Here is a 20286-nt window from a genome sequence, read left to right on the forward strand (position 1 = left end):
ACTTCGTCATCCACGGGCGGAGCAGGTGCACAGCTCCGTCGCGAAGATCCGTGGATGACGAAACGATGGGTGTCGCCGCTAATCATCAAAGCCTGCCAACCCTCGGCAAACCGTTGATTTGGCAGGCCTGGAAAAAAGTTGTCCAAGGTGGCACCTGACGGGTTGCCGGTTGCGCACAACGCCAGTATAAGCCGCTTCGTCTGAGCGCGCCCATCGTCTAGCGGTTAGGACACCGCCCTTTCACGGCGGTAACAGGGGTTCGATTCCCCTTGGGCGTACCAGAAAAATTTGCGTTTGGCGCAAACCTCCCTCCCAATGTCGGCAATTTCGCTTGGCTCTCTGCTGCTCTCTTCAACTGACGCGCAGTCTTCCGCGATCACACCATAGGCCAACGCGGCCACACGGGTCATAATCCTGCTACAAAGTGGTCGATTCCTCAGGGATGTAGCCGCTCCAAGAGCCCGCCGCAGGTCGCCCCCGTGGCGGGCTTTTTATTGCACGGTCGAGTTGGGCTTTCACGGCATTGCGACAACGGGAGAAGCCCCGAGTGGCAAGTCCGTATTTATTTGCCTGGTTTGCGTGCGGGAGACTACCTGAGAACGGGTCGCGCGCCGCTCAAGACGACCCTCTTCAGCGCTTCAACCGGCATCCGACAGTGCAAAGTCAAAAGCCTGTTATGATCCACGGATTGGAGTCGTATCCGAGACGCGGCTCTGCCTTTGCGCCGCTGTCTTCCGATTTGGCGGTTCCGGTGAAACCGCAGTCCAGATTTGCAACGGGCTTCTTGGCCGACGGTTTCGTGGAACACAAGGCGGCAGCGTCACTGACCGCCGCCTTCTTTTCCTTGGCAACAGCGACACCGGTCGCAGCGAAAACAACAGCCGCGCACAATACAGCCACTCTCATTGGAACCCCCACATTGCACCCGACAGATGGTCGAACATGACGTAACGTAATCTTAATATTAGCACTAACGAATATATTAGCTAGCCCCGTGCCATAAAAAGCAGGCCGAGTGCCAAGCTTGCGCCACGACCGCCAAACCGGTGCCATCTGGACACCAGCCGGCATGAGTCGCATTCTGCTCGTGGGGAGAAGGGCATGGATAAACTAAACATAGGAGCTGATCAGGCCAAACGCTGGCGCGACCGCGCCCTGCGCGGCCGACGGAGGCGTCTGTCGCACAACATCGTGTCGTGGGCGCTGATCCTGATAGCTATAGCCATTCTCGGTGGTCTGATCACGCTCAAGGCTTACAAGTAAGCAGAGCCCCGGCGCGCGAGGTTATCAGGCCACAGCCTAGCCGCTGCCAAGCAGCGGCACGGTAACGGTTGTCGCGTAGTTGATCGGGAAGGAACTGAAGTAGGGGAAGTCGATGACGAAGGCATAGGCGGCGGTCAGATGCGCCATGCGGAAGCCGCCGCTCACCGGGTCGATGGCGATCGTGACGTTCACGTCCTTGAACCCCAAGGCCTGCAATTTCTGCGTGGCGATCGATTGAATGTCGGCTTGGGTCAGCGTGTTCTTAAGCTGCAGCGAGCGCGCTGACGTCTCCAGCGTATAGCGAACACTGGAGACCGAGTGCATCGACCAGCCAAAGGCGAATATTCCGAACAGCAGCATGACAAGGAAGGGGGCGATCAGCGCGAACTCCAGCCCGGCCCCGCCCGATCGATCCCGCCGCAACGCGCTTACCCTAGCGGACACGGATCACCTCCTGGTGACCGATGACGGTGGGAGCGGCAAAGGCGCCGAAGGCAATTGGCGGCACCCAGGTGCCCGATGCCTGTATCTGGACATAGATCGACGGCACCTTCGGCCCACTGCACATGGTGGAAGCGTCGACCACGGTCGTCCCGCACATACGGATGTGGCTTAGCGTGACCTGGCCGTCTTCCGGCCGATTTTCCCAGCTCGCAATGGCAAGGGCCTGGGTCGCCGCATCATCGGTCGATCCGCTCATGACCAGGTTCGCGGCCGTCTTCACACCGGCGCGCATCGACAGTGAACTCGTTATGTAGGACCAGCCGTCCAGAATACCAAGCAGCACCAGGCACAGAATGGGCAGCACCATCGCGAACTCGACCGCCGCAACGCCCGAATCATCGCCAAGGATCGGCATCGACCGGCGCCCCACGGAGCTACTCGGACAGTGCCACGGACCGCGCGGCTGGAATGTTGGGCACTCCGAGGCTCGAGCAATCCTGATTGATGGTTGAGTTACCGGACCATTGAATCGTATCTGCGACGACCCTGGTGCAGCCGCCATTGCCCGAGAAGTTGCCAAGATAGCTCACTTGCTGCTTGGGGAAATAGATGGCCCCGGTCAAAAGCGAGTCCGCTGTGCCGTTGAATGTGCTGGATGCACTCATGCCGGTCCTGTCGCCGTAGAACAGAACGCCTGAGTAGGTGCCCGAAGTCGCCGCGCTGAGCTTCACGGACGCATTGCCATTCATGCTGACGGTCGAGCTGCCCGACATGAAGATGGTCACCCCGGCGCCGGTGATGGCCGCGTTGGCGTTTATCTTGAGATTGCCCTGGACGACATAAACGCCGGGCGAAAGCGTGACATTGCCCTTCAGGTTCATGCCGCTGCAATAGGTGCCTGGACCGAGCGTCGCCTTGTTGTCGTTCAGGCAAGGGGTCGCGGCCACCGGGGCCGGCAGGTCGACAAAGGGATCGCCGGCAGGCAGTGCCTGGGTGATCGGGGCCGCGCAGACGGTGGTGACGGGATTGCTGAGAGAGACACCGCCCGCCGATATCAGGCAATCGGCCTGCAGACCGGCCGCGCCCTGAAGCTTGATGGCGTCGGAGGCGATGGAATTGGACATGACCGAGCAGCCGGTGAGCTTAACGCTGGTGCTGCCGGAAAACAGCACCGCCTGCGACGCGGACGGATCGAGCGCGAGCATGCAAGCACTCGAGGCATCGGTAATGACGGCCACCGCCCTCGCCTGTTCGGGAACCTTTTCCTGTGTGAAGATCAGGGTGAACATCCGGTCGAGCTTCTGGCCGACGATCACCTCGACCGCTTTTTTCGCCGTATTCGGTCCGGACGCGGGCGGCGTATTGACGACGATCGTGCCCGAGCCCAGCCCGTTCGACGCCGCGGACTGGGTCGCAGCCGCGACGATCGTCGGCTTGTCGGAACCCGAAATCTGTTCGAGCGCTCCGGCATAGGCGGCTGCATCGGCCGTCGCCTGCAATCTCAGGCTGTTGTAGTACCAATAGGAGGTCTCGACGCCGAAGCCCGCAGCGCCGACAACGACCGGCAAGGTGAGGGCAAAAATGGTGGCGACATTTGCGCCCGTGCTCCGGCGCATGGCGTCCACTACAAGCCGAACACGGGTGAAGCTATTCAAGGCCATGGCTTAGATTAGAAAGCACGCATAAATGAACGAATGGCTAAAAAGTTCGGTGCATTTTTGAGCAGTGGTCCATTGGCTTCAAAAAAGAAGTGCTTCGCTGGCTGATCAACGCGCGAGCGCACTTCCTGGCAAGCGAGAAGGGCTAGGGCCAGCGGGAGGCGGCGAGAGAGAGCATCGATGTCCTAGAGCATCCGCCTGCGATAGGCAGCCATGGGTTCGCACCCGATCAGCGAACTTGCCGTCGAAGGCAGCAAACACCGATGTGTTGCTGGCTCGCACTGTTGGAGAATGCAGTGGGAAGCCAAAGCTGTGCAGGATTTTCTTCAAGCGGAAAGAATCGGCATCGGCTCCGCAACCACCCCGGCCGACATCTCTCTTTGCACGGCTTGGAAAAACCTGCGCACTTCATCGCTGGCTGCTGTTCTGTCCCTGCCGGAGCCGACCACAAGATCGAGCAACTCCGACGCCTTGGCCCTCCAGAACGAGGTGGCGGTCTCGCCATGCAGGTTGCCGAGCTTGGCAGCAACCTCTCTGACCAAGAATACCTGACGGTCGATCGGGAATGCACGGATTTTTTCTGGGGACATCTTCCGAACCATGAGACTGACGCAACGAATCAACCATTGCCAACAAGCAATGGCGTAGCCGGGAAGGTGGAAACGGAAGCTTAACGGCGCTGACGTGGGTGCGGGGACGCAACGATACGCTCGCGACATCGCCTGTGCGTCAAACGCGCTTCATTGGTTGCAGTGGGGGGCAGGCGAAACGGCGGCGGCCCTTAGGCCTGGAGCGCCCTCGCCTCACCGCCGCGCTTGCGCGGCGTCATCATGTCCCTGGCCATCAGTCCGCTCGCCCGGCAAAACGCCATGAACGCCCGGCAAGCATCCTCGGTCTTGACCACGTCTACCGTGGCCCCAAAGCAGGCGTTGAAGGCCTTCTGGTAGATCGGGCCCTGACGGCGCGCAGGCCAGTCCTGGAGAAAATCGAGCGCCTGTTCGACGCCGTAGATCTCCTCGACCGGCAGGCCGGGCGCGGGCGCTATGCGCACCGGCACCTCGAATTGCAGTCTGTCCATTTCCTGTCTCCCGAACTGGCGCCACCGCAGCAACGCCGTTCGTCGTCAAAAGTTGCTTGACCGGCTTTTGGCCCAGAAATGTGTCGTCACTTGGGTCGCTGAACCGCCCATGCAAGGCGAATATCTCGAACTGTGCGGGTGCATCGGGCAGTTCTTCCTTGAACCTTTTGCCCTCAAGTGCCAAATCTGGGGAGATCTTCACGTCGGCTCTCCTGCAGGGCCCTACCCGCTACACGGACAAAATGGTCACCTATCTCGACGCTGCCACGGCCCCGCTCAGAAATACCGGCCAGATCCGCCTCTATGGCGAGGACGGCTTTGCCGGCATGCGCAAGGCATGCGATCTCACCGCGCGCTGCCTCGATGAGCTGGTGCCGATGGTCCAGCCCGGCGTCACCACCGAAGCAATAGACCGCTTCGTCTTCGAATTCGGCATGGACCACGGCGCGCTGCCGGCGACGCTCAACTATCGCGGCTACACGAAATCATCCTGCACCTCGATCAACCATGTCGTCTGCCATGGCATTCCCGACAACAAGCCGCTCAAGGATGGCGACATCGTCAACATCGACGTCACCTACATCCTCGACGGCTGGCACGGCGATTCTTCGCGCATGTATCCGGTCGGCACGATCAAGCGCGCCGCCGAGCGGCTGCTCGAAGTCACGCATGAATGCCTGATGCGCGGCATTGCGGCGGTCAGGCCGGGCGCCCGCACCGGCGCCATCGGCGCCGCCATCCAGACCTTTGCCGAAGGCGAGCGCTGCTCGGTGGTGCGCGACTTCTGCGGCCACGGCGTCGGCCAGTTGTTCCATGACGCGCCGAACATCCTGCATTACGGCAGCGCCAATGAAGGCGTCGAGATGCGGCCAGGCATGATCTTCACCATCGAGCCGATGATCAATCTGGGCAGGCCGCACGTGAAGGTTCTGTCGGATGGCTGGACCGCGGTAACGCGCGACCGTTCACTGTCGGCGCAGTACGAGCACACGATCGGCGTGACCGACACAGGGTGCGAGATTTTCACGCTGTCGCCCAAAAAGCTCGATCGCCCCGGCCTGCCGGCTTAGAGCGCACCTTACCCGGCGGGAGGCCGTCTATGCCGACTGCACATCCGCGGCATTCGGCAGGTCGATGGTAACGACCAGTCCGCTGGGCTGGTTGTCCTCCAATTCGATCCTGCCGCCGTGCCCCTGGACGATGTCGGCAACGATCGAGAGGCCCAGACCGAAGCCATGCTTCGACGCAATGCCGCGCGACGCATCTTCCTTGAAGAATGGTTCGAAAACACGGGCACGTGCCGTCATCGGAATACCCGGCCCGTCGTCCCCTACCGTGATGCGCGCCGCCGTGCCGGTCGCCGTCAAGGCGACCGTGACATTGCCAGCGAATTTGACCCCGTTGTCGCAAAGATTGGCGATCGCACGCGCCAATGCATTGGGCTTGCACCAGCCCAGAAGCCGGTCCGGCCCGGAATATGAGACAGGAAATCCGACATCGGAGAATTCGGCGCAGACGGTTTGCAGAACGCTGGCAATATCGGCGCGCTGCAGCTTCTCCGTCGAAACATCGTTGCGCAGGTAGGTAAGGGTCTCATCGATCAAGATTTCGATGTGCTGGACATCAGACAGGATTGCGGTTCGGATTGGGCCATCATCCATGCGCTCGGCGCGAAGCCGCAGCCGCGTCAAAGGCGTGCGCAGATCATGACTGACGCTGCGCAACATGCGCGTGCGGTTTTCGATCATCGTGCGGATACGCGTCCTCATCCTGTTCAGGGCGCGCGCCAACCCCACCATTTCAATGGAGCCGTGTTCGACGAAGAGCTGGTCGCCATTCTCGATCTCGGCCGAACCGACTGCCGCCGAGATGCGCTTCAACGGATCCGTCACGGCCCAAACCGCAAACAGCCAGATCAGCACGGGCAAGGCGACGAAAGCCATGAACCTGTAGAACGAGGCACGGACGAGGCCCGATGTCAGCCAGGAATCGGGCATGCCGAAATGGGCCAGGACGTCCTGCTGGTCGAGGTCGATGACAAACGCGTATCGGCCGCCGATCCTTATCCAGCGTCCCTCAACCGTCCCCCTGTCGATACGCAAAAGCCATTCGACACTTCGCCATTGCAGATAGGATTGGGCAATGCCGGTTATCCGGTCCTTGGGCAATATCTCGAAATCAAAGCCGGCCCGCTTTGCTGTCGCCAGAATTGCGCCACGCGCCTGCGCCGGCGTTTCTTGCAACAAGGCAGCAACAACGGCCGCACGCCCGGCGTTATCTTCCGCGGCGGGAAGATCGGCGTTCTCTATGAAACTCTCGACGACCGAACCGACGAACATGATCACGATCACCGCGATGAAAATGATTGCCACAAACTGCCCACGCACGGACTGTGGCAAGAAACGGCGGATGAAATCCCTCATGCTTCCTCCACCGTCGCGGTGAAGATGTAGCCACCCAACCGAACGGTCCTCAAAAGCACCGGATCGCGCGCATCCTTTTCGATCTTCCTGCGGATTCGACTGATATGGACATCGACGCTACGCTCGATCGGCCCCGCGAGCCCGGCATGGGTTACGCCCAGAAGTTCCTCACGAGAGAGAACCCGGCCTGCGTTGCGACAAAACGCAAGCAACAGGTCGAATTCATGCGTCGTGGTCGTCACCCGCGCATTGTTGGGGTCATGCAATTGCCGGCGTATGGGATCAAGGCGCCAGCCGTTGAAACGAAGTACCTTCGACCAGTCCCGCTCGTCGGGATCATAGGCTGTACGGCGCAGCAGCGCCCGTATCCTGGCCGTCAGTTCACGCGCGCTGAACGGTTTCGTCACATAGTCGTCCGCGCCGATTTCCAGCCCGAAGATGCGGTCGATTTCCTCGCCGAGCGCGGTCAGCATCAGGATCGGAATGTTGGTTGCGGCACGAAGGCGGCGGCAGATGTTGAGACCGTTTTCGCCCGGCAACATGACATCGAGCACGATGAGATCGAATTTCTGGGTGCGAAGCGCGGCATTCATCTGGACGCCGCTCTCGGCAATTTCCACAGTCATGCCGTTGTCGGTGAGCGTGTCGCCCAGCATGCGTGCGATCTCCAGATCGTCTTCGACAATGAGGATGCGCGAACCTTGCCTTGCCGACGTGGATTCGGCGCTCAAATCGCTTTGGTGCCGTTGCTGTGCCATTCCGGAGCTTGTCCAGCTTGCATTTGGTGCCTTGGGTAGGCGTCAGAACCGATATCCGACGAGAAGCATCCCTGAAGGCTGGATCTTTTCGACGACGACGGGGCTGTCGGCAGCGTCACCCAAGAGAACGCCGACCCCCGCTTCGCCGCGCACCATCCAGTTCTCGTCGAACATATATGTGGCGGAAATCGAAAAATCGGCGCGCTTCAAACCGGCGCCGGCATCATAGCGCGCCAGCCCCGAGCGAGCCGATTGCTCGGGCGTGACACCAAAATAGGCCTGCATGTAATTTTCGTCGGCGAACACGGCGGACGCGCTGGCGCCGATCATCAACGATTGAGACAGAGGCCGGGTCACCTCGATCCCCACCCTGCCCTCCAGGCCATCGCTGCCGCCGATGGTCTTGTCCAGCTGCGCGAATATTTCGGCCGGACCGAACTTCGCCGCTGCCTTCACGCCGACCGTCGCGCCCATGTCGACATCCCCCAAGCCGCGCAGATGGTCGGAGTCGTCTTCCTTGCGGCCCATCTCATAGCCAAGCCGCGCGCTGAAGGCGAACGGTCCTTGTTCATAAACGGCGATGTTGGCACCAGTCGGATCGATCGTCACCGTGTCGAGGAATGTCGCCGTGACGAAAGGCACCGGCATGATCTTGAATTCATTGCTGCCCTCGTATTTGGGGACGATGATGGCGCCGCCGCCGAGCACGACGTGCCAGTCGGACAGTTTCTGTTCGAAGCGCCCGAAACGGGAAGGCTCGGGCGGCAGGGTAAAATCATCGGAATTCACCGCAATGGCGTCTGCCGCCAGCGCGCCGTCCGAATGGGCTGAAAGCAGGATTGCCATGACCGCAAGAGATGCCCGGCCGGCAAATAGTCCAGAGTCAATTTTGGCGAACATGCGTGCTCCAGTATAGCGAGGCAAAGAGCCTCCGATGGCGTCACCATGTCAGGTGAAAGTGGCCGCATGCGTTAAGTGGTGTTAAGTTTTGTTGCGCAATCGTGGTTTCATCTTGCCGTATAGGGAGGCCATAGGCTGACAGCGGGCTGCCACGATCTGCCGTGGATCGTCTCGCGATCGGAGAACGGAACTGTTTCAATCCAGGCCAGAACATCTCTAATGTCTGTGCCGGAGCAATGTGGGCGGGGTATGGGGAACACAAGCGACGATGACGAGCGGAGTTTCTTCTCCGAAGCGCCGATGCGGCCTGCTGCGAAAGCCAAGGCGACGCTCGACGAAAAGCCGCATTACCTCGGCCATCGCGACCGCTTGCGCGAGCGCTTTGCCCTGGCGGGTCCGGATGCCCTGCCCGAGTACGAACTTCTGGAACTTCTGCTCTTTCGCCTGATCCCTCGTGCCGACACCAAACCGGCGGCCAAGGCGCTGCTGGCACGCTTCGGCACGCTGGCCGAAGTGATTGGCGCCCCGGTGGGCCTGCTGCAGGAGGTCAAGGGCATCGGCCCTGCGGTGGCACTCGACCTGAAAATCGTCGCCGCAACGGCGCAGCGCATGGCACGCGGCGAGGTCCACGGCCGCGAGATCCTCTCGTCCTGGCAGCAGCTCCTCGACTATTGCCGCTCAGCAATGGCCTTCGAGGCGCGCGAGCAGTTCCGCATCCTGTTCCTCGACAAAAAGAACGCGCTGATCGCCGACGAGGTGCAGCAGACGGGTACTGTCGACCACACGCCTGTCTACCCGCGAGAAGTGATCAAGCGGGCGCTCGAACTCTCGGCGACTGCCATTATCCTGGTCCACAATCACCCGTCAGGCGACCCGACGCCATCGCGCGCCGACATCGAGATGACGAAGGAGATCATCGACGCGGGCAAGCGGCTGGGCATCGCGGTGCACGACCACATCATCATCGGGCGGAAGGGATATGCCAGCATGAAGGGCCTGCTGCTGATCTGAGATGGCAGGGCCGGCGCCAACGCCGGCCGACCCCGACCACGCGATCCCAGAGATCGGGGCGGGCGAAGCCGGCTAGAACAAGCGACTGGCGGAATCAGGAGAGTATGATCATGGCGAAAACAAAAGTCCTTCTTGTCGGCGAAAGCTGGGTGAGTTCGGCGACCCACTACAAGGGGTTCGACCAGTTCGGCAGCGTCACCTTCCATCTCGGGGCAACGCCCCTGGTCGACGCCTTGAAGGACAGCGAATTCGATCTCGACTACATGCCCGCTCATGAGGCCGTCGAGAAGCTGCCTTTCACCATGGAAGGGCTGTCGCAATACAGGACGATCATCCTGTCCGACATTGGCGCAAACTCGCTGCTGCTTCATCCCGATGTCTGGCTGCACGGCAAGACAGTGCCGAACCGGCTCAAGCTCCTGCGCGACTGGACGCTGGCCGGCGGCGGCCTGATCATGATCGGCGGTTACTTCAGCTTCCAAGGCATTGACGGCAAGGCGCGCTGGCATCGCACGGCGGTCGAGGAGGCGCTGCCGGTGACCTGCCTTCCCAATGATGACCGTCTCGAAATTCCGGAGGGCTTTCGTCCCGAGATCACTGGCTCAAGAGACCATCCGCTTTTTGCCGGCATTGAGGGCGAATGGCCGCTGCTGCTCGGTGCCAACGAGGTCGTCGCCCGCGATCGCGACGATGTCGAGGTTCTGGCGCGGCTGCCGCAGGACCAGGGCGGCCATCCCCTGCTGGTCACCGGGCGTCACGGCGAAGGGCGCACGCTGGTCTGGACGTCGGACATCGGACCGCACTGGCTGCCGAACAGTTTTGTCGAATGGCCCGGCTATGCGCGGCTTTGGACCAACGTGCTCCGCTGGGTCAGCAACGCCGTTTGATGATGTCGCCCCAAAGTGCGTTTTTGAGGCAACGACATGTATGAGAACAAAGGTTTGAAGCCGATCAGCATCACCGGGAACGGCGAGCTCGGCCGTTACCGCCTTCGCCTCACGGTCGTTCACGGCGGATCGGTGTTGCAGTTTCCGGCAACCTGGCTGACCGCTTCGCCGAACCCGGCGAGGTCGAAATCGGCCTCGCCGCGCCCCGCCAGCAGCCCGAACCGCCACGAAAGCTGGAGCCGGTTCGCGGCGACAAGGCGCCTGATCCCATCGGCGCCATCGCGCACCAGCATCCGGCCGCGCGGCCCGACCGACCAGCTTTCGTCGAACTTGCTCTCCTGATCGACCGTAATCGACATGGTGATCTTGCGGCTGGCCGAAACAGCGTCGTTCAGTTGCAGCCATTCAGTCCAATGCGGCTCGCCGTTTGCCCGGCAGGCAATCGTCAGGATCGGGCTGTAGCTCAAGGCACCGCCGCCGGTGATCAGCTTGTTGGTGGCGTAGAGCGAGGCCGTCACGAGGCCGTCTTCACTCGTGCCGAAGCGCCAGTTGTCAGGCACCGTGCCGGCCTGGGCAATGCCGCAGACCGAGATAAGGATCAGCGCGATTGCCGAAGCGTGTCCCAATTCGACGAACAGTCTCAACACGCCCTCCAACAACCAAGCGGCTTGCAATAGAAGCGCAGATAATGATCAAAGCTTGGTCGCCACAGGCCGTCGCTCGCGAAGCATGGCGGCTGTTGCAGTTTGGCAACGAAAAAGGCCGCCTCAAGGGCGGCCTTCCTGTTTCAGCGGAGCGCTGGTGTTATTCGGCGGCCTTCCTGTTTCAGCGGAGCGCTGGTGTTATTCGGCGGCCTTCTTCTTCGGCGCGGCCTTCTTCTTGGGCTCTTCCGCGTCGTCGGCCGTCTTGGCGTCGGCCTTCTTGACGGCGGCTTTCTTCGCCGGCTTCGCCTTCACGGCGGTCTCGTCCTCTTCGTCATCGGCCATCAGCTCTTCCTTGCTGACCTTGACGTCGGTGACCGAAATCTGACCGAGCAGATGGTCGACCACCTTTTCCTCGAACATCGGCGCCCGCAGCGTGTTCAACGCTTCCGGGTTGTTGCGGTAGAACTCGAAGACTTCCTGCTGCTGGTTTCCTGGATAGCGCCGCACCTGCTCGAACAGGCCGCGCTGCAGCTCTTCGTCCGATACGGTCACGCCGGCCTTCTCGCCGATTTCAGCCAGCACCAGCCCGAGGCGCACGCGGCGCTCGGCAAGCCGCAGATACTCGGCGCGCGCCTCTTCTTCCGTCGTCTCTTCGTCGGCGAAGGTGCGTCCGGCTGCTTCCAGATCACGATTGACCTGCGCCCAGATGTTGTTGAACTCGGCGTCGACGAGCTTCGACGGCGCCTCGAACGAATAAGCCGCGTCGAGCTGGTCGAGCAGCTGGCGCTTGACCTTCTGGCGCGTCATGGCGCCGAACTGGTTCTCGATCTGGCCGCGCACGACGTCGCGCAGGCGCTCCAGCGACTCCAGGCCGAGGTTCTTGGCGGTCTCGTCGTTGATTTCCAGCGCGCCGGGCTGGGACACTTCCTTGACGGTGACATCGAAGGTCGCTTCCTTGCCGGCCAGATGCGCCGCCTGGTAGTTTTCCGGGAAAGTCACGGTGACCTGCTTTTCGTCACCGGCCTTGGCGCCGACAAGCTGATCCTCGAAGCCGGGGATGAATTCCTTCGAGCCTAGCACCAGCGGCTGATCGGTGCCGGCGCCGCCATTGAAGGCCTCGCCGTCGATCTTGCCGACATAGTCGATGGTGACACGGTCGCCATTGGCGGCCTTGCCGGTCTTCGGCTCGTAGCTGCGCGCCGATTCGGCAACGCGCTGGACCTGCTCGTCGATCTCGGCATCAGGCACGTCGAACACCTGGCGCGTCACCTTGATGTCGGAAAAGTCCTTGATCTCGATCGCCGGGATGATCTCGTAGTTGAGGCGGAATTCGAAGTCGGCGCCACCGGCCAGGATCTTCTCGGCTTCCTTCTCGTCCTCGGTCATGATGACTTCGGGCTGCATGGCAGCCTTTTCACCACGCCCGGTAATGATCGAACGGGTCGAATCGTTGAGGATTTCGTTGACCACTTCGGCCATGAACGACTTGCCGTAGACCTTGCGCAGGTGCTGCACCGGCACCTTGCCAGGACGGAAGCCGTTGATGCGGACCTTGTTGCGGGCATCCGAAAGCCGCGCCATCAGCTTGGCTTCCATGTCACCGGCCGGCACGGTGATCTTGATCTCTCGCTTGAGACCGGAGTTGAGCGTTTCGGTGACCTGCATCGTAAAACCTTTGTTTTCACCAATGAGACTGCCACGGCCTCTGCCGTTCACAGCCTGCCGGTATATTCTTGCCGGGAATGGCTTTTGGTACGGAACCTGGCGATTTGACCGAAAACCCGGCTCAAACTCTCCCAAACTGCGTTCCAAAATGTGAATAAGTTCTTGTTTTTCCTACTTCTTATCACATTCTGCAGAAGCGGATCGTCGCGTCCCGTCACATTTGACACGCCTTTTGTCACAGGCGAGGCCAATTTTCAACAGTCTTCGCATCCCAGCGAATAACCAGCATTCGGGGCCTGCCCCACATCTTGTCGCTGGGCCACATCTTGTCTCTGACATTGACAGAATGATGGCCACATGGGATTGCCGGTCCATGCGGATGTGGCGGAACTGGTAGACGCCCTGGATTTAGGTTCCAGTGCCGAAAGGCGTGGGGGTTCGAGTCCCTTCATCCGCACCACCCTTCGAGCTTCGGGTGGCGGGCCACCCGAAAGCCCTGGCGAAGGAGGACCGGCGCCGTTCAGGCAGGCATCGGATTGAGCTTCAGATGCTGGATCAGGATGATGGTCTTGGCGTCGACGATACGGCCATCGGCGATGCCGGCCAGCGCCTCGTCGAGCGGCATTTCCAGAACCTCGATGTCCTCGCCCTCTTCTTGCGCGCCGCCGCCGGCCGAGATGCGGTCGGCGGGTGAATAGCGGCCGATGAAAAACCAGAGCCGTTCGGTGACGCTGCCGGGGCTCATATAGGGCGAAAACAGCCGCTCGATATCCTTCAAGCGATAACCCAGCTCTTCCTCGGCTTCCTTGCGGATGGCGGTCTCCGGATCGTTTTCGTCCAACAGGCCGGCACAGGCCTCGATCAGCGGCTCGCGGTGGCCGGTGACGTAAGCGGGATAGCGGAACTGGCGCACCAGAAGCACGGTCGAACGCAAGGGGTCGTAAGGCAGGATCACCGCACCATCGCCGCGATCATAGGTCTGGCGGATTTGCGTCTCCCACTGACCGTCGCGCCGGCGGTAGTCGAGGACGGTCTTCTTCAGGATGGCCCAGTCGTCGGAGAGGATTTCCTCCGAACGGACGCGAATACGATCTTCCATCCCGGTCTCCATGCTAAAGCGCGTCGCACTTCATGCTCCTGTTTATGCCTGTCGTTCTCCCAAAACCGGAGCCACTTTTGGGAGACATGCCTGGCCGAGGCGTAGCCGCGAACCGGCATTTCGGCAATCCCGCCCGTGATTGGTCCAGAAGCCCTTTCACCGCCTCGTGTCTGGCGCAGGCGCCATCGGTCGCCTAAATAGCTGCGAACCCTCCCGGAGTTTCTCATGACAGCGTCGCTTTTCCAGTCGATCACTCTCGACGGCCTCACCTTCCCCAACCGCATCGCCGTCGCGCCGATGTGCCAGTATTCCGCCGAGGACGGCTCGGCCAGCGACTGGCATCTCCATCACTGGATGAACCTCGCAATGTCCGGCGCCGGCATGGTCACGGTCGAGATGACCGATGTCGAGCGGCGCGGGCGTATCACCCATGGCTGCCTCGGCCTTTACTCCGAAGACAATGAAGCGGCCGCCCGCCGCGCGCTGGACGCTGCACGACGCGTCGCCGCACCCGGCACGAAATTCGGCTCCCAACTCGCCCATGCCGGCCGCAAGGCTTCGAACCGCAAGCCGTGGGAGGGCGGCGGACCACTGCAGCCAAACGAGGATCCCTGGCAGACCGTCTCCGCCTCGGCCATCCCCTACGACACCGGCTGGAACGTGCCGCACGCTCTGGAGGACGAGGAGATCCTACAGCTGATCGAGCGCTTCGCCGAGGCGGCAAGGCGAGCCGAACGCGCCGGCTTCGATTTCCTCGAACTGCACGCCGCGCATGGCTATTTGATCTTCCAGTTCCTGTCGCCCTTGTCCAACCAGCGCACGGACCGCTGGGGTGGCTCGCTGGAAAACCGCATGCGTTTTGCCGTCGAAATCACCAAGGCGGTGCGCAAGGCGGTGCCAAAGCTGATGCTCGGCGCAAGGCTGTCCGTGAAGGATTGGGTCGACGGCGGCTTCGACGTGGCGGACGCGATCGAAGTGGCCAAAGCGCTGAAGGACGAGGGCGTTGCCTATCTCTGCTGTTCGAGCGGCGGCAATTCGCCGTTGCAGAAATTGCCCACCGGCCCCGGCTATCAGGTGCATCTGGCGGAGGCGGTGCGCAAGGGCGCTGATATTCCGACCCGCGCCGTCGGCCTGATCGACGACCCCAAACAGGCCGAAGCGATCGTCACCGAGGGCCGCGCCGACATGGTGGCGCTGGCGCGGGCCTTCCTGGCTGATCCGCGCTGGGGGTGGCGTGCGGCGGCGACATTCAGCGAGACAATCCACCCGGCGCCACAACTTGCCCGTTCGGTGACCACGATGCAGCATTGGATGAAGGCGGCGGGCTGAACGGTTCGCGCTCCCGACACGGCGCTGTAGAGCCTTCAAACAGCCTCTGAGACGTTTGGGCGCAGGCTGACGGCCATGGTTGCAACCAAATTGGCTGCTTTGCGTTGCGGCCATGATGGACAACAAACCTTTTGAAGTGCCGGTCGTCGTCGAACTTGGCCACGTCGGCAAATATCGCCACATCCGCAGCGCCCAGGAAGCCGCGGAGTGCCTGATGACGGTGTGGCCGCTCAATCGCGGCCCGCGCCATCGTGATGCCCTCGACACTTGCCTCAAAGTGCTGGAAGGTTATCGTTCGACAGCAGATGCGCGCCGGGCGCTGATTGAAGCCGCCAAGGAATCGGAAGTGCTGGTGCCCGACGACAGACTGCCCGACGACCGACTGCATTGAGCAGACGGACCTTTCAACCGGAGGTTTTTCATGGCGAAGCTGACTTACAAGATCGTCGAACATGACGGCGGCTGGGCCTACAAGGTCGGAGCGACCTTTTCCGAGACGTTTCCGACGCATCAGGACGCGTTGCGCGCCGCCGAAATCGCCTCGGCCGAGCAGCAGGTCGCCGGAGCGACGGACGGCATCCAGTATGAGGACGCCGAGGGAAAATGGCATGAGGAACTGGCCGACGGCCGCGACCGGCCGCAGACAGAAGTCTCGGATTGATGTGGAGCGGTTCGGCGGAGCGCCGACCGCAGCGCCGTCCGGAGAGGGGACGCGCCAGCGGCCAGCGGCTGTCCTTGCGGACTAGCCCTCGAACATGGATTTCCAGAAAATCGGCGTGCGCTTTTCGGAAATCACGTTCTGGCTATTTGCCGCAATACTGATCGTTGACATTTTGCCCTGCGTTAGCGTCCGGGCCTGGTGTGTTGTGGGCACATGGGCCAATAGCGCCGGTGTTGCCTTGGGTGTTCAACCCGGAGCCGTCACTGATGCTTCCCGTGGTGTAGGGGTCGACAGTTGTCTGGTCGTTGTTACCGAACAGCCACCAGTCATGATTGTTTGAGTACCTGTCGTCCAGTGACTGCGCCATCGCCGATGTGGCGAGACCAATCGTCAGGACGGATGCTGCGAGAAGTTTTGTAACCATTGAATCACTCCGTATCTTAGCCGCCTTGGTGCGACACTCATAAAACCCGGTAGTCAGCCGAATGGTTCCTTGAAATTGTCGTGAAGCTGAGGTGAGGCCCCGATCAGCCCGGCCGGCGATGCGCTCGATGGATGCGGCGGTTTGCTCCGGGGCCATGAATTCCGGCAAGTGCCCCTTGTCATAGCACCCGTCGATGTGACCGAGATCTTGCTCGACCGCCACGTCATCGCAGAACATGGTGTGGAAACGAGTTGGCTTCGACCGAGCCATCCACCTCCGGCGGTCATGTAGTCGGGCAGGGAAGCCGGCGCCGCGGAGATGACATTGCGGCCACCGCTGCGCCGCGCTATCTCAGACCACTCGCCTTCCCGGGCCACTCGCTTGCCGGAGCTTCCCATGCCTGAAATCGTGACCGCCGCCATGCTCGTCATCGGCGATGAGATTCTGTCCGGCCGCACCAAGGACAAGAACATCGGCCATCTCGCCGACGTCATGACGGCGATCGGCATCGACCTGAAGGAAGTGCGCATCGTCCCGGACGAGGAAGACGAGATCATCGCGGCGGTGAACGCCGTGCGCGCGCGCTACACTTATGTGTTCACTACCGGCGGCATCGGGCCGACGCATGACGACATCACGGCCGATTCCATCTCCAAGGCCTTTGGCGTGCCTTGCGAATACGATGCCCGGGCCTATGCGATGCTAGAAGCAAGCTATGCCGCGCGCGGCATCGAATATACCGAGGCCCGCAAGCGCATGGCACGGATGCCGCGCGGCGCCGATCTCATCGACAATCCGGTGTCGGTCGCGCCTGGCTTCCGCATCGGCAACGTCCACGTCATGGCTGGCGTGCCGTCGATTTTCCAGGCCATGCTCGACAATGTCGTGCCGACGCTGAAGGCCGGCACAAAGATGCTGTCGGCGACCGTGCCCTGCCCGTTCGGCGAAGGCCTCATCGGGGGGCCGCTGGGTGATATCCAGAAAGCGCATCCCGATACGATCATCGGCTCCTATCCGAAATATGGCGATGGCAAGTTCTGGACCGAACTGGTCGTGCGTGCCCGCAGCCAGGAGGCGCTGGACGCTGCCCGCGCCGATGTCGAGGCGATGGTCGCCGGCTTCGCCAGCAATCCCGGCTGATCTGGTCCAGACCGGAACAAAGCACGACGCTGCAACGTTTCCCCGGCACGAGTTCGCCAGCTCGTGAACTGAGGGATTGTCATGCGATTCAAAACCATCGTCGCCATTCTGCAGAACGAGCAGGACGCCGAGCGCGTGCTCGACTGCGCCATTCCGCTCGCCAACCGGTTCCAGAGCCATCTGGTCGGCATCCACGCCGAAACGCTTCCCGTGCCCTACACCTCTGCCACAGGCTTTCCCGACACCGAATTCCTGCAGGTTTCGGCAGACATGAACCGGGAACGGGCCGAGAAATTGAGGACGCTGTTTCTCAGGCATATCGAGGATTCCGGTCTTTCCTTCGAGTGGCGAAGCCTGGAGAGCTTTTCGGGTGACAGCGCGCTGACCGGGATTTCGAGCGTGCGGGCCGCCGACCTGATCATAGCAGCGCAGCGCGAAACGGGCGGCGATTCCAGCGCGGACGTTGACACGCTGGTCTACGATGCCGGCCGGCCGGTGCTGGTGGTGCCGCACGAGGGTCCGCTGATCACCACCTTCAAACGCGTCTTGCTCGCCTGGAACGGCAGCAAGGAAGCGGCGCGCGCCGCCTTCGACGCGCTGCCCTTCATCATCGAAGCCGAGAAGACCGACATATTGGTTATCGACCCTCCTGAAACGCTCGACGACAGCCCGGAGGCCGCCGGCGCCGAAATCGCGGCGGCGCTGTCGCGCCACGGCGCCACCGTCAGCGTCTCGGTGCAGCAGTCGGGCGGCAGTTCGGTCGATGACATCATCCAGACCAGGATCGCGGAAACCGGCGCCGATCTGCTGGTGCTCGGCGCCTACAGCCATTCATGGCTGCGCCAGCTTCTGTTCGGCGGCGTGACGCGCAGCGTGCTGCGCACCGCGCCGGTGGCAGCCTTCCTGTCGCGGTAAGCCCACAGCGATCGCTGGCCCTTGCCTTGCCAAGGCCCCTGCTCTTGCCAAGATGGGGGCTTTCCAGCTAATTCCGCGCGCATTCCCCTGTTTTCTTGCGCGCGATCCCCGCGTGCTGTGGAGTGCGCGACATGTCCCTTCCCGAAAAAGCCTTTCCGGTCTCCTGGGACCAGTTCCATCGCGACGCTCGCGCACTCGCCTGGCGGCTTGCCGGCGCCAACAAGGGGCAATGGAAAGCGATCGTCTGCATCACGCGAGGCGGGTTGGTGCCGGCGGCGATCATCTCGCGTGAACTTGGCATCCGCGTCATCGAAACCGTCTGCGTCGCCTCCTATCACGATTATACCAGCCAGGGGCAGCTGCAGGTCCTCAAGGAGATCACCCCTGCCCTGCTCGCCGAAGACGGCGCCGGCGTGCTGATCATCGACGACCTGACCGACACCGGCAAGACGGCGGGCATCGTGCGCGCGATGATGCCCAGGGCGCATTTCGCCACTGTCTATGCCAAGCCGAAAGGCAGGCCGCTGGTCGATACTTTCGTCACCGAAGTCAGCCAGGACACCTGGATCTATTTCCCGTGGGATATGGGCTTCACCTACCAGAAGCCGATCGCCGACGACCACGCCGGCTGATTCGCAACTACCTGCCTGTTACAGACCAGCAGCTTGCACCGGGGATGGATTTGCTTTCGCAAACACGTCCGGCAGAGCCGGATATTTCGCGAAATCGACGTCTATTGGCGGAAATTGGCCAGGCGAATGAAATTTTTTACTTTTATTGCCGACAATTAGCCGTAAGATTCGTGAGACGGCAAACGATTCCGGAGGCTGAGGCTAGCTTCTTCGATGTTGACGAGGCCAACGACACACAATCATCTGGCCGAAAGGGTCCGACGGCTCTTCGGCACCGCGCCGTGCCGCCTGCAGGTTGCCGCCCTGCCCTGGCGCGACACGGGAGACGGCGTCGAAATCATGCTGATCACCAGCCGCGATACCGGCCGTTGGGTTTTGCCCAAGGGTTGGCCAGAGGCCAGGGAGCCGCTCTGCGAGGCCGCGGCGCGCGAAGCCGGCGAGGAGGCCGGGCTGCGCGGCCGTGTCTCTCATCTTGAAGCCGGCCGTTACTTCTACGCCAAGGCGCTGGCTTCCGGCGAAGAAGTCCCGTGCGAGGTCCTGGTGTTTCCGCTGCATGTCGACAAAGTCGCGGACCGCTGGAAGGAAAAACGCTCACGCACCCGCAAATGGGTCCGTGCAAGCGAAGCGGTGCGCATGGTCAACGAACCCGACCTTTGCCAGATCATCGCCTATTTCTGCGCCGACCCGCACAGCTTCTCCTGACGGGCGGCCACACCGCGCTCTTTGCAAACGGGACTGGCTTGCAAAGGCTGGACACGCGTTGCCGCGCATCGACATGAATGCTTTGCTAAGGAATCAAAGGTAGGATTCGGCAGCTCTGGTATTTTTTGATCGATGGCGAATCCCGCAAATCCAATTCCAAACGAGTCCGACGAGCCTGAGCGCGAGCATCGTCCGCGCGTGCTTAAGGGCGGGTCGATCATCACCGGAATTTCGAATTCGGAAGTCGGCTGCACGCTGCGCAATCAACACGAAGGCGGAGCCGAACTGAAGATACCGCTGGAAGCCCGGGTTCCCGATCGCTTCCTTCTCTATGTGCCGCTCGACGGCATTGCCTATCGGTGTGAGGTCCGCTGGCGTCGCAATGACCGTATCGGGGTGCAGTTCACCGGCACCGAGCCAAAACCCAGGCTGCACTACGGCTGATCCATTGAGGCACGACGCTTTGGATCGTTGCCGCGTCCGGATTGCCTGGTGGCGACAAAATTGCGATCGCCGCACCGCATTCTATCCCCGTTATCCACATATGTGACACACAAGATGTTGGGGTCACAAAAGCTACGCAAACGAATCCTTGACGGCGCAAAACGAGTCGCCTTTTATAGGCCATGCGCTCCTGTTGAGAGTGCGACCGG

The 20286-nt window shown here is 61.6% G+C and carries 24 protein-coding genes and 2 tRNA genes; 14 read left to right on the forward strand and 12 right to left on the reverse strand.

Annotated elements, in window-relative coordinates; genetic code table 11:
- Window positions 1-206 precede the first annotated feature (206 nt).
- Both M729_RS0119645 and M729_RS1000000138450 read left to right on the forward strand, forming a co-directional pair.
- Window positions 207-281: transfer RNA gene (locus M729_RS0119645), tRNA-Glu, on the forward strand.
- An 820-nt stretch (window positions 282-1101) separates the two neighbouring features.
- On the forward strand, window positions 1102-1263 hold the full coding sequence (locus tag M729_RS1000000138450) for a hypothetical protein (protein WP_013531996.1): 162 nt from the start codon (window positions 1102-1104) through the stop codon (window positions 1261-1263).
- Window positions 1264-1299: 36 nt separating this feature from the next.
- Here the strand turns inward: M729_RS1000000138450 and M729_RS0119660 are convergent, their stop codons facing one another.
- The 5 genes from M729_RS0119660 to M729_RS0119680 form a co-directional block, all read right to left on the reverse strand.
- Window positions 1300-1707, reverse strand: a complete 408-nt coding sequence (locus M729_RS0119660) for a TadE/TadG family type IV pilus assembly protein (RefSeq protein ID WP_013531997.1) — start codon at window positions 1705-1707, stop codon at window positions 1300-1302.
- Window positions 1697-2122: a TadE/TadG family type IV pilus assembly protein gene (locus M729_RS0119665; protein ID WP_032808908.1), complete on the reverse strand. Its 426-nt coding sequence runs from the start codon at window positions 2120-2122 to the stop codon at window positions 1697-1699. Before M729_RS0119665 ends, M729_RS0119660 begins: the two co-directional genes overlap by 11 nt.
- Before the next feature lie 19 nt (window positions 2123-2141).
- Complete coding sequence (locus tag M729_RS0119670; protein WP_027162590.1) at window positions 2142-3368, reverse strand: pilus assembly protein TadG-related protein; 1227 nt, start codon at window positions 3366-3368, stop codon at window positions 2142-2144.
- Between the two features lie 323 nt (window positions 3369-3691).
- Complete coding sequence (locus M729_RS0119675) at window positions 3692-3955, reverse strand: DUF6074 family protein (RefSeq protein ID WP_013532000.1); 264 nt, start codon at window positions 3953-3955, stop codon at window positions 3692-3694.
- Between the two features lie 191 nt (window positions 3956-4146).
- Window positions 4147-4443: a DUF982 domain-containing protein gene (locus tag M729_RS0119680; protein WP_013532001.1), complete on the reverse strand. Its 297-nt coding sequence runs from the start codon at window positions 4441-4443 to the stop codon at window positions 4147-4149.
- Between the two features lie 242 nt (window positions 4444-4685).
- On the opposite strand from M729_RS0119680, the gene map reads away from it, so the two are divergent.
- Window positions 4686-5513: a type I methionyl aminopeptidase gene (gene map, locus M729_RS0119685; RefSeq protein ID WP_013532002.1), complete on the forward strand. Its 828-nt coding sequence runs from the start codon at window positions 4686-4688 to the stop codon at window positions 5511-5513.
- Between the two features lie 27 nt (window positions 5514-5540).
- On the opposite strand, the gene M729_RS0119690 is transcribed toward map, so the two are convergent.
- The 3 genes from M729_RS0119690 to M729_RS0119700 are packed head-to-tail and all read right to left on the reverse strand — an operon-like array spanning window position 5541 to window position 8524.
- A complete protein-coding gene (locus M729_RS0119690) occupies window positions 5541-6866 on the reverse strand; it encodes a HAMP domain-containing sensor histidine kinase (RefSeq protein ID WP_027162591.1) in 1326 nt (441 codons plus the stop codon).
- The gene (locus M729_RS0119695; RefSeq protein WP_032808912.1) at window positions 6863-7624 is read right to left on the reverse strand and encodes a response regulator transcription factor; all 762 of its coding nucleotides are present in this window, start codon (window positions 7622-7624) and stop codon (window positions 6863-6865) included. Before M729_RS0119695 ends, M729_RS0119690 begins: the two co-directional genes overlap by 4 nt.
- A gap of 42 nt (window positions 7625-7666) precedes the next feature.
- A complete protein-coding gene (locus M729_RS0119700) occupies window positions 7667-8524 on the reverse strand; it encodes a MipA/OmpV family protein (RefSeq protein WP_027162592.1) in 858 nt (285 codons plus the stop codon).
- A 249-nt stretch (window positions 8525-8773) separates the two neighbouring features.
- Between M729_RS0119700 and radC the strand changes: the two genes are divergently transcribed.
- Together radC and M729_RS0119710 are read left to right on the forward strand one after the other, a co-directional pair.
- Window positions 8774-9535, forward strand: coding sequence for a DNA repair protein RadC (radC, locus tag M729_RS0119705; protein WP_027162593.1), 762 nt, complete (start codon window positions 8774-8776; stop codon window positions 9533-9535).
- A 110-nt stretch (window positions 9536-9645) separates the two neighbouring features.
- Entirely contained in the window at window positions 9646-10422 is a 777-nt protein-coding gene (locus tag M729_RS0119710; RefSeq protein WP_013532007.1) for a glutamine amidotransferase, read from the forward strand.
- A 119-nt stretch (window positions 10423-10541) separates the two neighbouring features.
- Here M729_RS0119710 and M729_RS0119715 read toward each other — a convergent pair whose 3' ends face one another.
- Both M729_RS0119715 and tig read right to left on the reverse strand, forming a co-directional pair.
- The gene (locus M729_RS0119715) at window positions 10542-11066 is read right to left on the reverse strand and encodes a hypothetical protein (RefSeq protein ID WP_013532008.1); all 525 of its coding nucleotides are present in this window, start codon (window positions 11064-11066) and stop codon (window positions 10542-10544) included.
- Between the two features lie 198 nt (window positions 11067-11264).
- A complete protein-coding gene (gene tig, locus M729_RS0119720) occupies window positions 11265-12731 on the reverse strand; it encodes a trigger factor (protein ID WP_027162594.1) in 1467 nt (488 codons plus the stop codon).
- Between the two features lie 375 nt (window positions 12732-13106).
- Here tig and M729_RS0119725 point away from each other — a divergent pair.
- A tRNA-Leu gene (locus M729_RS0119725) sits at window positions 13107-13191 on the forward strand.
- A gap of 60 nt (window positions 13192-13251) precedes the next feature.
- Here the strand turns inward: M729_RS0119725 and M729_RS0119730 are convergent.
- Complete coding sequence (locus M729_RS0119730; RefSeq protein WP_024504405.1) at window positions 13252-13830, reverse strand: NUDIX domain-containing protein; 579 nt, start codon at window positions 13828-13830, stop codon at window positions 13252-13254.
- A gap of 225 nt (window positions 13831-14055) precedes the next feature.
- Between M729_RS0119730 and M729_RS0119735 the strand changes: the two genes are divergently transcribed.
- The 3 genes from M729_RS0119735 (at window position 14056) to M729_RS0119745 (ending at window position 15820) form a co-directional block, all read left to right on the forward strand.
- Window positions 14056-15159, forward strand: a complete 1104-nt coding sequence (locus M729_RS0119735; protein WP_027162595.1) for an NADH:flavin oxidoreductase/NADH oxidase — start codon at window positions 14056-14058, stop codon at window positions 15157-15159.
- A 112-nt stretch (window positions 15160-15271) separates the two neighbouring features.
- Window positions 15272-15550: a DUF982 domain-containing protein gene (locus M729_RS0119740; protein ID WP_013532012.1), complete on the forward strand. Its 279-nt coding sequence runs from the start codon at window positions 15272-15274 to the stop codon at window positions 15548-15550.
- A 30-nt stretch (window positions 15551-15580) separates the two neighbouring features.
- Window positions 15581-15820: a DUF2188 domain-containing protein gene (locus tag M729_RS0119745; RefSeq protein ID WP_013532013.1), complete on the forward strand. Its 240-nt coding sequence runs from the start codon at window positions 15581-15583 to the stop codon at window positions 15818-15820.
- 142 nt (window positions 15821-15962) lie between these two features.
- Here the strand turns inward: M729_RS0119745 and M729_RS1000000139320 are convergent, their stop codons facing one another.
- The gene (locus M729_RS1000000139320) at window positions 15963-16514 is read right to left on the reverse strand and encodes a hypothetical protein (protein WP_244506952.1); all 552 of its coding nucleotides are present in this window, start codon (window positions 16512-16514) and stop codon (window positions 15963-15965) included.
- Window positions 16515-16640: 126 nt separating this feature from the next.
- Between M729_RS1000000139320 and M729_RS0119755 the strand changes: the two genes are divergently transcribed.
- The 5 genes from M729_RS0119755 (at window position 16641) to M729_RS0119775 (ending at window position 20077) form a co-directional block, all read left to right on the forward strand.
- Window positions 16641-17384: a competence/damage-inducible protein A gene (locus tag M729_RS0119755; RefSeq protein ID WP_027162596.1), complete on the forward strand. Its 744-nt coding sequence runs from the start codon at window positions 16641-16643 to the stop codon at window positions 17382-17384.
- A gap of 81 nt (window positions 17385-17465) precedes the next feature.
- On the forward strand, window positions 17466-18299 hold the full coding sequence (locus M729_RS0119760; protein WP_027162597.1) for a universal stress protein: 834 nt from the start codon (window positions 17466-17468) through the stop codon (window positions 18297-18299).
- A 131-nt stretch (window positions 18300-18430) separates the two neighbouring features.
- Window positions 18431-18931, forward strand: coding sequence for a xanthine phosphoribosyltransferase (gene gpt / locus M729_RS0119765; protein ID WP_013532017.1), 501 nt, complete (start codon window positions 18431-18433; stop codon window positions 18929-18931).
- Between the two features lie 213 nt (window positions 18932-19144).
- Window positions 19145-19633, forward strand: a complete 489-nt coding sequence (locus M729_RS0119770; protein ID WP_013532018.1) for an NUDIX hydrolase — start codon at window positions 19145-19147, stop codon at window positions 19631-19633.
- 132 nt (window positions 19634-19765) lie between these two features.
- The gene (locus M729_RS0119775) at window positions 19766-20077 is read left to right on the forward strand and encodes a PilZ domain-containing protein (protein WP_013532019.1); all 312 of its coding nucleotides are present in this window, start codon (window positions 19766-19768) and stop codon (window positions 20075-20077) included.
- The last annotated feature ends 209 nt before the right edge of the window (window positions 20078-20286 follow it).

The organism is Mesorhizobium sp. WSM1293 (genome assembly GCF_000513875.1).
GTDB classification, from domain to species: Bacteria; Pseudomonadota; Alphaproteobacteria; order Rhizobiales; family Rhizobiaceae; genus Mesorhizobium; species Mesorhizobium ciceri.

Bases quoted from the DNA above. Each gene is read 5' to 3' on its own strand.
- M729_RS1000000138450 (WP_013531996.1), top strand. From the start codon at position 1,102: ATGGATAAACTAAACATAGGAGCTGATCAGGCCAAACGCTGGCGCGAC.
- M729_RS0119665 (WP_032808908.1), bottom strand. From the start codon at position 2,122: ATGCCGATCCTTGGCGATGATTCGGGCGTTGCGGCGGTCGAGTTCGCG.
- M729_RS0119670 (WP_027162590.1), bottom strand. From the start codon at position 3,368: ATGGCCTTGAATAGCTTCACCCGTGTTCGGCTTGTAGTGGACGCCATG.
- M729_RS0119675 (WP_013532000.1), bottom strand. From the start codon at position 3,955: ATGTCCCCAGAAAAAATCCGTGCATTCCCGATCGACCGTCAGGTATTC.
- M729_RS0119680 (WP_013532001.1), bottom strand. From the start codon at position 4,443: ATGGACAGACTGCAATTCGAGGTGCCGGTGCGCATAGCGCCCGCGCCC.
- map (WP_013532002.1), top strand. From the start codon at position 4,686: ATGGTCACCTATCTCGACGCTGCCACGGCCCCGCTCAGAAATACCGGC.
- M729_RS0119690 (WP_027162591.1), bottom strand. From the start codon at position 6,866: ATGAGGGATTTCATCCGCCGTTTCTTGCCACAGTCCGTGCGTGGGCAG.
- M729_RS0119695 (WP_032808912.1), bottom strand. From the start codon at position 7,624: ATGGCACAGCAACGGCACCAAAGCGATTTGAGCGCCGAATCCACGTCG.
- M729_RS0119700 (WP_027162592.1), bottom strand. From the start codon at position 8,524: ATGTTCGCCAAAATTGACTCTGGACTATTTGCCGGCCGGGCATCTCTT.
- radC (WP_027162593.1), top strand. From the start codon at position 8,774: ATGGGGAACACAAGCGACGATGACGAGCGGAGTTTCTTCTCCGAAGCG.
- M729_RS0119710 (WP_013532007.1), top strand. From the start codon at position 9,646: ATGGCGAAAACAAAAGTCCTTCTTGTCGGCGAAAGCTGGGTGAGTTCG.
- tig (WP_027162594.1), bottom strand. From the start codon at position 12,731: ATGCAGGTCACCGAAACGCTCAACTCCGGTCTCAAGCGAGAGATCAAG.
- M729_RS0119730 (WP_024504405.1), bottom strand. From the start codon at position 13,830: ATGGAAGATCGTATTCGCGTCCGTTCGGAGGAAATCCTCTCCGACGAC.
- M729_RS0119735 (WP_027162595.1), top strand. From the start codon at position 14,056: ATGACAGCGTCGCTTTTCCAGTCGATCACTCTCGACGGCCTCACCTTC.
- M729_RS0119740 (WP_013532012.1), top strand. From the start codon at position 15,272: ATGATGGACAACAAACCTTTTGAAGTGCCGGTCGTCGTCGAACTTGGC.
- M729_RS0119745 (WP_013532013.1), top strand. From the start codon at position 15,581: ATGGCGAAGCTGACTTACAAGATCGTCGAACATGACGGCGGCTGGGCC.
- M729_RS1000000139320 (WP_244506952.1), bottom strand. From the start codon at position 16,514: ATGGCTCGGTCGAAGCCAACTCGTTTCCACACCATGTTCTGCGATGAC.
- M729_RS0119755 (WP_027162596.1), top strand. From the start codon at position 16,641: ATGCCTGAAATCGTGACCGCCGCCATGCTCGTCATCGGCGATGAGATT.
- M729_RS0119760 (WP_027162597.1), top strand. From the start codon at position 17,466: ATGCGATTCAAAACCATCGTCGCCATTCTGCAGAACGAGCAGGACGCC.
- gpt (WP_013532017.1), top strand. From the start codon at position 18,431: ATGTCCCTTCCCGAAAAAGCCTTTCCGGTCTCCTGGGACCAGTTCCAT.
- M729_RS0119770 (WP_013532018.1), top strand. From the start codon at position 19,145: ATGTTGACGAGGCCAACGACACACAATCATCTGGCCGAAAGGGTCCGA.
- M729_RS0119775 (WP_013532019.1), top strand. From the start codon at position 19,766: ATGGCGAATCCCGCAAATCCAATTCCAAACGAGTCCGACGAGCCTGAG.